The following is a 14224-nucleotide window of genomic DNA, read 5'->3' on the forward strand; positions in this document are numbered from 1 at the left end:
GCTAGTATTTAAACCTGTGAATTAACACTATCACAATAATATCCCTAGAATAGCGTTTTCAGCTTGAGAAAAGCCACCATAAAGGTAAGATAAAGGCAAAATTACTTACTATTTTAATGTTGGAGAATAAAGCAACAATGAGCATTGCATCTGTCGCTTCTGTATTTAAAGGTGAACACGTCGTTGGTTCGCAAGTCACTGTACGTGGCTGGGTGAGAACTCGTCGCGATTCAAAAGCGGGTATCTCTTTCTTGGCCGTGTATGACGGCTCATGTTTTGACCCAATTCAAGGCGTCGTGCCAAACAGCCTAGCCAATTACAATGACGATGTATTGAAATTGACTGCTGGCTGTTCTGTCGTCATGACCGGTGAAGTGGTAGCCTCTCCTGGTGCGGGTCAAGCATTTGAATTACAAGTGTCTGAGTTATTAGTCACAGGTTTTGTTGATGACCCTGATACTTACCCAATGTCTGCGAAACGTCACTCGATTGAGCATTTACGTGAGCTTGCACATCTACGTCCACGTACCAATATTATTGGTGCTGTTGCTCGTGTACGTAACTGTTTATCCCAAGCTATCCATCGTTTCTACAATGAAGAAGGCTTTATCTGGGTCTCTACCCCGCTAATTACCGCATCTGATTGTGAAGGCGCCGGGGAGATGTTCCGCGTGTCGACATTAGACATGGAAAATCTACCTCGCACAGCTGAGGGTAAAGTTGATTACGATAAAGATTTTTTCGGTAAAGAATCATTCTTAACCGTATCAGGTCAACTAAATGCTGAAACTTATGCTTGTGCACTGTCTAAAGTGTATACCTTTGGCCCAACTTTTCGTGCAGAAAACTCAAACACCACTCGCCACCTTGCCGAATTCTGGATGGTTGAACCTGAAGTAGCATTTGCTACCTTAGATGATGCTGCTGAACTAGCTGAAAAAATGCTTAAATTTGCATTTAAAGCTGTACTTGAAGAGCGCATGGACGACTTGAATTTCTTTAATGAGCGAGTTGATAAAACCGTTATTGAACGTTTACAGTCATTTGTTAACAGCGATTTCGCCCAAGTCGATTATACCGATGCGGTTGAAATTCTTAAAAACTGCGGTAAACAGTTTGAGTTCGATGTGGAATGGGGTATCGATTTACAGTCTGAACACGAGCGTTATTTAGCTGAAGAACACTTTAAAGCGCCAGTTGTCGTGAAAAACTACCCTAAAGACATTAAAGCTTTCTACATGCGCTTAAACGATGACGGTAAGACAGTTGCCGCAATGGACGTATTAGCACCAGGAATTGGTGAGATCATCGGAGGCGCACAACGTGAAGAGCGTTTAGACGTACTTGATGCTCGCTTAGCTGAAATGGAGTTAAGCCAAGAGGATTACTGGTGGTATCGTGACTTACGCCGTTATGGCACAGTACCCCATGCAGGTTTTGGTTTAGGCTTTGAGCGTTTAGTGTCATATGTGACTGGTGTTAACAACATTCGTGATGTTATCCCATTTCCTCGCGCACCACGTTCAGCAAGTTTCTAACACTTATTGGTCATAAAAAACGCGCTGTTATAGCGCGTTTTTTTATGTTTTGAATTTAATTAGCTCAGTTTGATAATGCTAAGATGTTAAAATTAATTGATCTCTTAATTGCTTAACCTCATCACGAACGGCGGCGGCCTGTTCAAACTCGAGATTTTTTGCATGTTCATGCATCTGTTTTTCAAGTCGATCAATTTGATGGCTCAAATCTGCAATGCTGGAATATTGGGTATGAGGCTCAGCCACTTTATCATATAGAGTGTTTTTATTTGCTCGCTTGCCTTGCTTACTGTCCCCCATATCCATCACATCTGTGATATTTTTAACCACACCTCTTGGGGTAATCCCATTTATTTCATTATGCAGTCGCTGCTTCTCACGGCGTCTATCCGTCTCTCCCATAGCTTTAGCCATTGAGTTAGTGATCCTGTCTGCATATAAGATTACTTTACCGTTAATATTGCGGGCGGCCCGACCGATAGTTTGGATCAATGAGCGCTCTGAACGTAAAAAACCTTCTTTATCCGCATCTAAAATGCATACTAAGGAGACTTCAGGTAAATCTAAACCTTCGCGTAATAAGTTAATCCCAACAAGTACATCAAAATGTCCTAATCGAAGATCACGAATAATTTCCATCCGCTCGACAGTGTCAATGTCTGAGTGTAAATAGCGAACTTTAACCCCATGTTCATCTAAATAATCAGTTAAGTCTTCACTCATTTTTTTGGTTAACGTGGTCACTAAAATACGTTCATTAACCGCGACTCTTTTATGAATTTCAGACAATAAATCATCAACTTGTATTCCTACAGGTCTGACTTCAATAACAGGATCAAGTAAACCCGTTGGCCTAACAACCTGTTCGGCAATTTCACCTTCACTTTTATCCAACTCATATTGACTTGGGGTAGCTGACACAAAAATGGTTTGTGGCATCAAGTTTTCAAATTCTTCAAATTTTAATGGCCGGTTATCTAATGCCGAAGGCAATCGAAACCCATAATCGACTAAATTAGTTTTCCGGCTTCGGTCGCCCTTATACATAGCGCCAATTTGTGGCACGGTGACATGAGACTCATCGATGATAAGCAAACCGTCTGCAGGTAAATAATCCAATAGTGTTGGCGGCCCTTCTCCTGGAGCCCTACCAGATAGGTAGCGTGAATAATTTTCAATGCCAGAGCAATATCCAAGCTCCACCATCATTTCAACATCGTACTGCACTCGCTCAGTGATCCGCTGAGCCTCAATTAACTTGTTGTTCTCGAGTAAATATTCTCGTCTCTCGCGCAGTTCTTCTTTGATGAATTCAGTTGCGGCCAAAATCTTTGATTTCGGAGTCACATAATGGGTTTTAGGATAAATAGTCGTTCGAACAATACGCTTAATGATGTGTCCGGTTAACGGGTCAAACTCACTTAATCGTTCTATTTCGTCGTCAAAAAGCTCAATTCGAATTGCATCTCTTTCAGAATCAGCAGGAAATATGTCAATCACTTCACCACGAACCCGGTATGTACCACGCTGAAGTTCAATATCATTACGCTTGTACTGCAATTCACTTAGCCGGATCAATATGTCACGCTGCCCCATAAAATCGCCTTGGCGCAGATGTAATAGCATTTTCAAGTAAGAATCCGGATCGCCTAAACCATAAATGGCTGAAACAGAGGCAATCAATACCACATCTTTACGCTCTAAAAGTGCTTTAGTCGCTGATAGTCGCATTTGTTCGATATGAGCATTGACCGATGCATCTTTTTCAATAAAGGTGTTTGACGCGGGGACATAAGCTTCAGGCTGGTAATAATCATAGTAAGAAACAAAATATTCAACCGCGTTATCGGGGAAAAACTCTTTCATCTCACCATAAAGCTGAGCTGCAAGGGTTTTGTTAGGCGCCATAATAATCGTTGGACGTCCCATAGTCTCAATAACATTGGCAATGGTATAGGTTTTCCCCGATCCTGTAACACCTAGCAAGGTTTGACTGGCAATACCACTGCGTATCCCTTCAACCAATTGCGCGATTGCGGTTGGCTGATCACCTGCCGGGGTATATTGAGAGGCTAAACGAAAAATCTTTTCTGGCACGCAGGTTCTCTAATGATTAAATGTCGCCATTATCATAATAAAAAATAGCCATTAACCCTAGATAATATTTTATGGCGTTGTAAACGAAAAAATTAATGTATGACGATTTAACGATCAAATGATGAAATAATTAAACATGATCTAATTTGCCAGTAAACAGCTCAATTACTAAGCTAAACCGCAGTGAAAACTGCAATTTAATGCACAATGCTTGTTTGAAACTGATTACATTTTTGCAACAGTGAATATGTCGTGATAAAGAAACATGTTGCATTTTTTTACTGTATAAAAAACAGTTACTTAATCACTTGCTAAATAAATCTACCATTTTAAGTTGAACTGAGGCTTAATCAGCGTTTGCAGGCAACAAAACAGAGTAACCCACAAGCTTATCCACAGATTTAGTGGATAACTCATACAACCTCAGTCAGGGTGCGGGGTTGACGTTATGGTCAATTCATTAAAGTGTCATCTTGGCTTGATGAAAGTTTATTACATTTGAAAGCTAATCTCACCTTGTCATGAACACAACAGCATTTTCCTTTCTTTTTGCATTATTCGATCACATGCCTAAACAGCATCAAGCATACTATCAAAGGAGCTCTCCCAAAAAATAGTCACTACTTCAAATTCAATATATTCTAAAGTCTTGTATTAGAAAATTACTGTTTACTTATATACCCACAGAAAATGTCGGCTAAGTAGTGGTATTAACCTAATTGTTGATGTTATAGAACTAATAAACAATTGATGCTATTTCTCTAATACGAGTAAAAGTGTAATCACTTCATTTACTTGAGTGAAGTATCATCATATTAGATAAAATATTATTATCAGCTAATAATTGCTAGCCACTAAAAACTACCGAATTTGACAATAAGTGCTGAAAAGTCGTGCACGATGCACATTACATGAGCAGTTAACAAGTTAATTGCACTTTTTTTTATAACTCGAGTTGACTCATGCTACTAGGCGTTTTACTATGCGCTCCGTTCTCAGCAATACATTGCTAAAACGATTCCCCAGTAGTTCAGTCGGTAGAACGGCGGACTGTTAATCCGTATGTCACTGGTTCAAGTCCAGTCTGGGGAGCCATTAGTAAAATTGTTAGAATAATATTATATAATTCCCCAGTAGTTCAGTTGGTAGAACGGCGGACTGTTAATCCGTATGTCACTGGTTCGAGTCCAGTCTGGGGAGCCATATAATATCGCACTTAAGTATTCCCCAGTAGTTCAGTTGGTAGAACGGCGGACTGTTAATCCGTATGTCACTGGTTCGAGTCCAGTCTGGGGAGCCACTTAAAAGCATTTGATCATTTCCCCAGTAGTTCAGTTGGTAGAACGGCGGACTGTTAATCCGTATGTCACTGGTTCGAGTCCAGTCTGGGGAGCCATCAAAACTAATAGCAATCAAAAACAAGTATCCTCAATTCCCCAGTAGTTCAGTTGGTAGAACGGCGGACTGTTAATCCGTATGTCACTGGTTCGAGTCCAGTCTGGGGAGCCATACTTCAATTCCTTCTTAAGTTCTTTACCCCCCTATTAGTATTAAGCAAATATTTAAATAACTGCTAAAATATAGTCTATTCAGGCTAATGTTTTCAGCTATATAATCCTGATATCCTTCATATCCTTTTAAAAACCATCGCTTCTAAGGATTAAAAGGAAACTCAAACGCTTATATTGTTTAAATATTGCTCTGCCTTTAGTGTTAGTTAATAAAGGATCACTTTTATAAAATGGATATGTTATGGGCTTATCAAAATCATTTCATCTGGTACTGTTAATCGTCTTCGGCTTACTCTTTTATCGAATTTATACTATTGAAAACAACCAGGTCCAAATACAAGGCGATGCTGCACGACAACATTTTGCCGAATATGTTGAGAAATACAGTTATTGGACTGGAAATGGTGATGATTTATTCAAAACATTTAGCAGGGACTATGATTTCCAGTTTTTTCAATATGTGCATAATTCCGACAGCATCCATAACTTTACTAGTGGTTCGCTAGCAAAAACAGATCAATCATTTGCAGATACTGTATTTAATATCGACCTTGGATATAGCTTCACTTTTCCTGATGGTCGTATGCAAGTCAAACTGAATCCTATTGCAGCGATAGAAACCAGTCTGTACAAACTTGAACAAATCACCCTGCTATTAATTTTAGCCTATGTGTTGCTGATGCTGTTATTCACCATTCTCATTTTTGTGCATAAACGTCGAATCAAGTATGCGGCACAATATATCGATAACATTTCCACGCTCTCTTTTCAGGCCGTAGAAACATCTCGTCTTAGAGGCATATTAAAACCTCTGGGTAATGCATTAGAAAAGTGTCGTTCCAAACTAAAAGAAAGCTTAGAAATCATTAGAGTTGACAATGAAAAACTCACAAAAGAAGCTAATCAGGACCCGATAACAGGCTTTTCAACCCGCCATAGATTCAATACGTATTTAGAAAAGTTAACCCAATCACAAAAGAATCTTTTTGGGACTTTAGTTATCATCAAAGCATCTGAATTAACCAATATGAATCAATTATATGGACGAATTGCTGGTGATAATTATTTAGCTAAATTGTCAGACTGTATACGTAATGCAGCTCCAAGACAGGCAAAACCAGAGCATTTTAGAATATCAAGTAGCGATTTTGCGGTTTTTTTGGATGGTGTTTCTATTAAAGAAAGCACTAATTATATTGAAAAACTTAAACAACAATTTGATGACTATACTCAAAGTATTCAACAAGATTCAGTTGCTCACATCGGAGTCGTACCCTATCTGTCAGACAATGATCCAACCACTTTACTCGCTATGCTAGATTCTGCGGTGAGTATTGCGCAAACCTTAGGGCCCAATCGTTATCATTATTTAGAGAAGTTTGACGGTAATGAAACACTTGGAGATGAACATTGGAAAGTGACTATCAACGATATCATTAATCGTAGGGGGATAAAGTTTTTTCAACAACCCATTTTACCCTGCAATACCGATAATGACTTGTACCGTGAATTACTAGCAAGATTTTACAATGCTGAGGGTAAACATTTACCTACTGCATCAGTTATTGCTATGTCAGAGCGATATGGCCTGAGTATTGAATTAGATAAAATGATTATTACCAGTACCTTACAATTGATGAAAGAAAACCCATTATTGACTGGCATGTTAGGTGTTAACATCAGTGCAACATCAGCGTTGCAAGCAGTTTTTGTTTACTGGTTAAAAGAGGTATTAACTCACCATCGTACAGAAGCATCTAGATTAGTCTTCGAGGTCAATGAGTCTGGTATGCAAACTAATTTAGCGGCAAGTTTTAATTTTGTATCAGAAATACATAAAGTAGGTGCAAAAGTTGCTGTTGAGCGATTTGGTTTAGGTTTTACCTCGTTTAAGTTTTTCAGAGAGGTTCGCCCTGATTACATTAAATTAGATAATAGCTACAGTCATTCGATTGAATCAGACAATAACAATAAATTTTTTGTTCGAATGATTGTCGATATAGCAAAGCGTCTTAATATTTTGGTTTTAGCGACTGGGGTTGAACGTCAAGATGAAAAGCTAACCCTAGAGAAGTTATTAGTCGATGGCCTGCAAGGATACTATATTGCCAAACCAGACAGCGTTATCAACACTGATTAGGATGTTATCAAGCCATTTTTGGAAACCAAAATGAACATTTTTTATCAAGGTTAATGATTATCTCGTTAACCTTGTTTTTTATCCGTTGTTTATCAGTGCTAAACCTTAGATAATACCCAGATGTTTTATTAGAAAATGTGCAGCAATGACAGAGTATCTCCTCTTATTGATTGGTACCGTACTGGTCAACAACTTTGTATTAGTTAAATTTTTAGGTTTATGCCCATTTATGGGCGTATCCAGTAAACTTGCATCGGCTGTGGGTATGTCTATGGCAACCACCTTCGTGCTCACGTTAGCCTCAATTCTTAGCTACTTAACTAACGAGTTTCTATTACAACCATTTGATTTATCTTACTTGCGCACCATGGGCTTTATTTTGGTGATCGCTGTGGTTGTTCAGTTCACTGAAATGTTAGTTCAAAAAACCAGCGCCACTTTACATCGTGCGCTAGGAATTTATCTACCTCTTATTACGACTAACTGTGCAGTGTTAGGCGTAGCCTTGCTCAACGTTAATGAAGACCATAACTTTATCCAATCCGCTGTTTACGGATTTGGCGCCGCGGTTGGTTTTTCTTTGGTGCTGATTTTGTTTTCTGCGATGCGTGAACGTCTTGCGGCGGCAGATGTCCCCTTGCCATTTAAAGGCGGCGCGATAGCAATGATTACCGCAGGCCTTATGTCACTTGCCTTTATGGGCTTTGCAGGGCTGGTTAAGTAATGATGACAAGCATTTTTATTGCAGTGGCTGTCTTAACGATAGTGGCTATTGTTTTTGGCGTTATATTAGGCTTTGCTGCAGATAGATTCAAAGTTGAAGGCGATCCGATAATCGATCAAGTTGAAGCATTACTACCACAAACTCAATGTGGTCAATGTGGATATCCAGGTTGTAGGCCATACGCAGAAGCCATTGCTAATGGTGATAAAGTCAATAAATGCCCTCCTGGTGGTACAGCCACAATGGAAAAGCTCGCTGAATTAATGGGAGTTGATCCAGAACCACTGAATGCTGAAGCCCAAGAGTCGGTTAAAAAAGTCGCTTACATTCGAGAAGATGAATGTATTGGTTGTACTAAATGCATTCAAGCATGTCCAGTAGATGCTATTTTAGGTGCTGGTAAGCTAATGCATACCGTTATTGCCAAAGATTGTACTGGCTGTGATTTGTGTGTTGAGCCTTGCCCGGTAGATTGTATTGATATGATCCCTGTTGAAACAACCCTTAAAAATTGGGACTGGAAGCTCAATACCATTCCTATTACTGTGTTGTCTGAAACTCGAGAGGAAATATAGTGTTAACTTTATTAGAACAATTAGATAAAGGCTCACTGTGGCAATCTTCTGGTGGCATACATCCACCGCAGCTTAAACACCTTTCTAATCAACAACCGATAGCTCGACTGCCATTAGCGAAACAATTCATTGTGCCTGTACCTCAGGTAGGTGAACAAGCTCGATTAATTGTCGAGTTAGGTCAATCTGTCTTAAAAGGTCAAGTGTTAACCGAAGGGAGTGGCTTTATCTACTTGCCAGTACACGCTCCCACTTCAGGCATAATTATGGGTATTGAATCTGTTGCAAGTAACCATGCATCGGGTTTGCCCGTAATGAGCTGTATCATTGAAGCAGATGGTTTAGATACCTGGTGCGAGTTAGCACCCTCGGATATTTTATCCGTTAGTAATGATGAAATAATCGCTAGAATTAAACAAGCTGGGATTGCTGGTATGGGCGGCGCGGCCTTTCCTACTCATATTAAGCTCAATACTGCCAGTAAAATTGATCTCGTGATTATCAATGGTATTGAATGCGAGCCTTATATCACATCAGATGATCGCTTAATGCGTGATTACAGTAATGAGATATTGGCAGGTATAGAGATTATTTACCGCCTGATTAAGCCGCAACGGATTATTATCGCCATTGAAGATAATAAGCCAGAAGCGGTTGAAGCAATGAAAGTTGCTATCAGCCACAGTCAGTTGCCTCCAAACAGTACCAGAGTAACCGTAATACCAACTAAATACCCTTCTGGGGGCGAAAAACAACTTATTCAAATTATAACTGGCAAAGAAGTCCCTAGTGGTTGTCTACCTTCTCAATTAGGGATAGTGGTCCAAAACGTCGGTACCGCATTCGCCATTCAAGATGCTGTCATTCACGGCAAGCCTTTGGTTGAACGAGTAGTCACATTAACCGGTAACAATATTCACCGCCCGGGGAATTATTGGCTGCCCATCGGCACGCCGATTTCAACCGTACTTGATCAAGTTAATTTTAGCATCGAACAAAATCAAAAAGTCATTATTGGCGGCCCAATGATGGGCTACGCTATTCAAAATACCAATGTACCTATTCTTAAAGGGACTAACTGTATTTTAGCGCCATCTGCTGCTGAAATAGCTCCTGACAGTGTAGAGAAAGCCTGTATTCGCTGTGGTGAATGCGCTATTGCTTGTCCTGCACTATTATTACCACAACAATTATTTTGGCACGCAAAGGCAGAAGAATATGACAAAGCCGCTAGTTTTAACTTACAAGATTGTATTGAATGTGGCTGCTGTAGTTATGTGTGCCCAAGTGATATACCGTTAGTTGAATATTATCGTATTGCGAAATCAGCACTTAAAATTGAGGCTGAAGAAAAAGTGCAAGCTGATAAAGCCAAAGTGCGATTTGAAGCACGACTACAACGTTTGGAAGATGAAAAGCTAGCACGCGAAGCCAAAGCCAAAGACGCGGCAGCAAAACGACAAGCAAGTATGAAAACTACTGACAAAGATGCTGTTGCCGCTGCTATGGCACGTATTGCCGCTAAAAAAGCATCTGCCACGCAAGATGATAATGTCATGGTGACAGAATTAACGCCTAACACACAAGTTAGTCAACAACCCAGTAACGATGTTAATAACACCTCTGACAAAAAGTCCGCTGTCAGCGCAGCAATTCAAAGAGCGAAGGCAAAGAAAGCCGCCCAAGTGCAAAATAGCGATACTCCAGCGACTGATAGAGTCGTACTTGATTCGACAAATGCTAATAATACTGAACCAGTTAAAGCAGCCTTATCGCAACAAGAAAGAGCTGCGGCCGCTGTTGCACGTGCCAAAGCCAAAAAGGCATTGCAGACACAACAAGCTGAAATCGTTAGCACTGAACAAGCGAATAGTGACGAACTTAACGATCTGATAGCTGACGTCGCTGAGCAACCTCATGTGTCAGCACAAGATGCAGATAAACAAGCTAGAGTGGCTGCGGCAATTGCTAAAGCAAAAGCTAAGAAGTTACAGTCAGTAGTGGCTGACAACACAATAGCTGACCAACTTGATAAAAGTGCAGAATTAGCTGCGTCAGCAGAACATCAGCCAATCTTGACAGAACCAACAAATGATATAAGCCAAAGTCCTGATGACCTTAAAAAAGCCCGAGTTGCTGCCGCAATTGCAAAAGCAAAGGCGAAAAAAACGACATCAGCAGCCCTAACGGAAGAAGCGCCAGTAGGTAAAAGTACAACTAATATTGCATTAACAAAAGACAGTGCAGCCGAACATACAGTACAAGATAAACAAGCAAAAATTGCCGCAGCAATTGCTAAGGCAAAAGCTAAAAAGCTCGCTCAACAAGCAGAGAAAGAGGATTAAACATGGCATTTAAAATTGCCTCATCACCCCATGTAGCCACCACACTGCAAACGGCTAAAGTTATGCAACGCGTTGCTTTATGCCTAATACCTGGGATTGCTGCACAGCTGTATTTTTTCGGCTTTGGGACTTTATTACAAATCGTGCTGGCTGTCATAACCGCTTATGTGGCAGAGGCTGTTATATTACGCCTGCGTAATCGTCCTATAGTCCCCACACTAGCAGACAATAGTGCGCTGGTAACAGCCCTTTTACTGGCCATTGCAATTCCCCCGCTAGCCCCTTGGTGGATTATCGTTATTGGTACACTTTTCTCTATTGTTATTGTTAAAAATTTATACGGTGGGCTGGGAAATAATCTTTTCAATCCTGCTATGGCTGGCTATGTTTTGTTGTTAATTTCTTTTCCTGTGCAAATGACTGATTGGGTATCTCCTGTGTCTGTAGCACAACATTCGGTTGACTTATCCTCTGCATGGCACGCGGTTATAGGCTCATCGTCAGAATGGGTTGCTATAAACCATAATCTTGCTATTGATGGCACCACTATGGCCACGCCGTTAGACACCCTTAAAACAGATTTATCTATGGGGCTAACCACTACCGAAAGCTTAACTAAACCGATATTTTCTGGAATGGTGGGCGCTGGCTGGTTTGCCGTCAATCTTGCCTTTTTAATAGGCGGATTAATCATGTTAAAGCTCAACGTGATCCGCTGGCACATTAGTACTGGAATCTTAGTCGCTTTGTTTGTGTGTTCAAGCTTTGGTTTTTTACTTAATCCAGATACCCATGTCAGCCCAATAATGCACTTATTTTCCGGTGGTACCATGTTGGCCGTTTTCTTTATTGCCACCGACCCAGTCACTGCAGCAACGAGTGCAAGTGGAAGACTCATTTTTGGCGCCATGGTAGGTATACTGATTTATGTTATCAGAACTTATGGCGGCTATCCTGATGCGGTTGCATTTGCTGTTTTGCTAGCCAACATGTGTGCTCCATTTATCGACCACTATGTTCGACCAAGAACTTATGGTCATCGCTCAGGGAGTTAATCTGTGTCATTAAAAGATAATTCAATGCTTAAAAACGGCACAATCCTCGGTGTATTTGCACTGTGTTGTACCGGTTTAGTTGCCGTGGTCAATGGCTTAACCAAAGATACCATTCACCAACAACAAGTCGCTCAGTTAAGTCAAACATTAACCCAAGTGATCCCTGCTCAATATCATGATAATGAGCTAGTTTCACAGTGCATTTGGGTTAACTCCCCTGATTTACTCGGCACATCTGATGACTTACCCGCTTATATCGCTATGAAACAACAGCAGCCGACAGCAATAGCTATAGAAGCAATTGCCCCAGACGGCTACAACGGCGCGATTAAGATTATTGTCGGTATCGACAACGATAATAGAGTACTAGGAGTTCGTACCCTCACCCATCAAGAAACTCCCGGTTTAGGGGATAAAATTGAGTTAAGAAAATCCGATTGGGTAACTGAATTTACTGATAAAATTTGGGAACAAGAAGATAAATCCTGGTTCGTAAAAAAAGATGGCGGCCAATTTGATCAATTCACTGGCGCCACAATCACCCCAAGAGCATATGTTAAAGCCATTCGCAATGCGGTCGCCTTTGTTGAGGCTAATCGCAAAGATTTGTACCTAGGTGGACGACCTTGTGGAGAAACAGAAACACATGAGTAAGTATCAAGAAATTGCCAAGCAAGGCTTATGGTCAAATAACCCCGGATTAGTCCAGCTACTCGGTTTATGTCCGTTATTAGCGGTTACCGCGACAGTCACAAATGCGTTGGGATTAGGTCTGGCCACTTTACTCGTTTTGGTCGGATCAAACATTTTAGTATCTTTAGTTCGTGATCTTGTGCCTAAAGAAATCCGTATTCCTGTTTTTGTGATGATCATTGCCGCACTCGTCACCTGTGTTCAATTACTGGTTAACGCTTATGCCTACGGCTTATATTTATCCCTTGGGATATTTTTACCATTGATTGTGACTAACTGCGTCATTATTGGCCGTGCCGAAGCATTTGCATCTCGTAACTCCCTCGCCCACTCGGCATTTGATGGCTTAATGATGGGGTTAGGATTTACTGCTGTGTTAATAGTGCTGGGCGCAACACGTGAAATTATTGGTCAAGGAACCCTATTTTACGGCGCGGATTTATTATTAGGTGATTGGGCTAAATCATTAACCATACATCTTTGGCAAGTTGATAATGCCTTCCTGTTAGCACTACTACCACCCGGTGCTTTCATTGCGATGGGTTTATTAATTGCACTTAAAAATTGGATTGATGATGCGATAAGACAACGTCAGCCTAAGGTGCAAACAGAGGCTGTAGCCCGCGTAAGAATTACTAAAGTGAGCTAGCATTACTGATGAATAAAGATAAGCGTTCACAAATCCTAACCCGATTAAGAGATAACAACCCTAAGCCAGAAACAGAGCTTAATTTCAGTTCGCCCTTTGAATTGTTAGTCGCTGTTACGCTCTCGGCACAAGCTACCGATGTCAGCGTAAATAAAGCCACCGACAAGTTATTCCCTGTTGCCAATACTCCACAAGCTATTTACGACTTAGGTGTCGATGGTCTAAAAAACTATATTAAAACGATTGGCCTGTATAACAATAAAGCCATTAATGTGGTGAAAGCCTGTAAAATGCTAATTGACCTTCATGGTGGTCAAGTACCCGAGAATAGAGAAGCATTAGAAGCCTTGCCTGGTGTTGGGCGCAAAACCGCTAATGTTGTACTCAATACAGCATTTGGCTGGCCAACCATTGCCGTTGACACGCATATTTTTAGGTTAGCAAACCGGACTAAATTTGCCCCAGGCAAAAATGTCGATCAAGTTGAACTGAATATGCTTAAAGTGGTGCCGAATGAGTTTAAAGTAGACGTACATCATTGGTTTATTCTTCACGGACGGTACACTTGCTTAGCCAGAAAACCCCGTTGTGGTTCTTGTATTATCGAAGACTTGTGCGAGTTTAAAGAAAAGGTTTACCCCAATGAATAAGCGTTTATGATTAAGTTGGGATCAAAAAAGCCGCTAATGCGGCTTTTTTATTACTTAGTATTAATGAGCTATTGTGCTCTTAAAAAAGTGACACGAAGAATGCACTGAAACAAATTGCAATGATCACTGTAGTACCTAAAGCCATTTTAAGTTCGGTTGTCATGTTTGACCCTCCCATCTATTATGGGTAAATAATAACGCGATAGAAATAATTTCATAGGGAGAAACTACACAATTGTGATGTAAA

At 40.6% G+C, this 14224-nt stretch carries 10 protein-coding genes and 5 tRNA genes; 14 read left to right on the forward strand and 1 reads right to left on the reverse strand.

Features of this window, described 5'->3' with window-relative positions; genetic code table 11:
* The first annotated feature begins 137 nt into the window (after window positions 1-137).
* Complete coding sequence (gene asnS, locus ACRWQM_RS08920) at window positions 138-1538, forward strand: asparagine--tRNA ligase (protein ID WP_434926110.1); 1401 nt, start codon at window positions 138-140, stop codon at window positions 1536-1538.
* 78 nt (window positions 1539-1616) lie between these two features.
* Here asnS and uvrB read toward each other — a convergent pair whose 3' ends face one another.
* Complete coding sequence (uvrB, locus tag ACRWQM_RS08925) at window positions 1617-3635, reverse strand: excinuclease ABC subunit UvrB (RefSeq protein WP_434931914.1); 2019 nt, start codon at window positions 3633-3635, stop codon at window positions 1617-1619.
* Window positions 3636-4654: 1019 nt separating this feature from the next.
* Here uvrB and ACRWQM_RS08930 point away from each other — a divergent pair.
* The 13 genes from ACRWQM_RS08930 (at window position 4655) to nth (ending at window position 13977) form a co-directional block, all read left to right on the forward strand.
* A tRNA-Asn gene (locus ACRWQM_RS08930) sits at window positions 4655-4730 on the forward strand.
* Window positions 4731-4762: 32 nt separating this feature from the next.
* Window positions 4763-4838, forward strand: a tRNA-Asn gene (locus tag ACRWQM_RS08935).
* A 21-nt stretch (window positions 4839-4859) separates the two neighbouring features.
* Window positions 4860-4935: transfer RNA gene (locus ACRWQM_RS08940), tRNA-Asn, on the forward strand.
* 20 nt (window positions 4936-4955) lie between these two features.
* A tRNA-Asn gene (locus ACRWQM_RS08945) sits at window positions 4956-5031 on the forward strand.
* Window positions 5032-5068: 37 nt separating this feature from the next.
* Window positions 5069-5144, forward strand: a tRNA-Asn gene (locus tag ACRWQM_RS08950).
* A 243-nt stretch (window positions 5145-5387) separates the two neighbouring features.
* Window positions 5388-7286 (forward strand): EAL domain-containing protein, encoded by a 1899-nt coding sequence (locus ACRWQM_RS08955; RefSeq protein ID WP_434931915.1) that lies wholly within the window; start codon window positions 5388-5390, stop codon window positions 7284-7286.
* A 145-nt stretch (window positions 7287-7431) separates the two neighbouring features.
* Window positions 7432-8010 carry an electron transport complex subunit RsxA gene (gene rsxA / locus ACRWQM_RS08960; RefSeq protein ID WP_434931916.1) on the forward strand — a complete coding sequence of 193 codons (579 nt, stop codon included), beginning with the start codon at window positions 7432-7434 and terminating at the stop codon, window positions 8008-8010.
* 2 nt (window positions 8011-8012) lie between these two features.
* A complete protein-coding gene (gene rsxB, locus ACRWQM_RS08965; RefSeq protein WP_434929039.1) occupies window positions 8013-8585 on the forward strand; it encodes an electron transport complex subunit RsxB in 573 nt (190 codons plus the stop codon).
* Window positions 8585-10930 carry an electron transport complex subunit RsxC gene (gene rsxC / locus ACRWQM_RS08970; protein WP_434931917.1) on the forward strand — a complete coding sequence of 782 codons (2346 nt, stop codon included), beginning with the start codon at window positions 8585-8587 and terminating at the stop codon, window positions 10928-10930. The genes rsxB and rsxC overlap by 1 nt, the downstream gene beginning before the upstream one ends.
* 2 nt (window positions 10931-10932) lie before the next feature.
* Window positions 10933-11985 (forward strand): electron transport complex subunit RsxD, encoded by a 1053-nt coding sequence (rsxD, locus tag ACRWQM_RS08975; protein ID WP_434931918.1) that lies wholly within the window; start codon window positions 10933-10935, stop codon window positions 11983-11985.
* Between the two features lie 24 nt (window positions 11986-12009).
* Complete coding sequence (rsxG, locus tag ACRWQM_RS08980; RefSeq protein WP_434932013.1) at window positions 12010-12639, forward strand: electron transport complex subunit RsxG; 630 nt, start codon at window positions 12010-12012, stop codon at window positions 12637-12639.
* Complete coding sequence (locus ACRWQM_RS08985; RefSeq protein WP_434931919.1) at window positions 12632-13327, forward strand: electron transport complex subunit E; 696 nt, start codon at window positions 12632-12634, stop codon at window positions 13325-13327. The genes rsxG and ACRWQM_RS08985 overlap by 8 nt, the downstream gene beginning before the upstream one ends.
* A gap of 8 nt (window positions 13328-13335) precedes the next feature.
* Window positions 13336-13977 (forward strand): endonuclease III, encoded by a 642-nt coding sequence (nth, locus tag ACRWQM_RS08990; RefSeq protein ID WP_434931920.1) that lies wholly within the window; start codon window positions 13336-13338, stop codon window positions 13975-13977.
* Window positions 13978-14224 lie beyond the last annotated feature (247 nt).

The sequence above is a fragment of the Shewanella sp. HL-SH5 genome (assembly GCF_051163755.1).
Lineage (GTDB): Bacteria > Pseudomonadota > Gammaproteobacteria > Enterobacterales > Shewanellaceae > Shewanella > Shewanella glacialimarina.

Coding starts and splice junctions, on each gene's coding strand:
- rsxB (WP_434929039.1), top strand. CDS start 8,013: ATGACAAGCATTTTTATTGCAGTGGCTGTCTTAACGATAGTGGCTATT.
- ACRWQM_RS08955 (WP_434931915.1), top strand. CDS start 5,388: ATGGGCTTATCAAAATCATTTCATCTGGTACTGTTAATCGTCTTCGGC.
- asnS (WP_434926110.1), top strand. CDS start 138: ATGAGCATTGCATCTGTCGCTTCTGTATTTAAAGGTGAACACGTCGTT.
- nth (WP_434931920.1), top strand. CDS start 13,336: ATGAATAAAGATAAGCGTTCACAAATCCTAACCCGATTAAGAGATAAC.
- ACRWQM_RS08985 (WP_434931919.1), top strand. CDS start 12,632: ATGAGTAAGTATCAAGAAATTGCCAAGCAAGGCTTATGGTCAAATAAC.
- rsxA (WP_434931916.1), top strand. CDS start 7,432: ATGACAGAGTATCTCCTCTTATTGATTGGTACCGTACTGGTCAACAAC.
- rsxD (WP_434931918.1), top strand. CDS start 10,933: ATGGCATTTAAAATTGCCTCATCACCCCATGTAGCCACCACACTGCAA.
- rsxG (WP_434932013.1), top strand. CDS start 12,010: ATGCTTAAAAACGGCACAATCCTCGGTGTATTTGCACTGTGTTGTACC.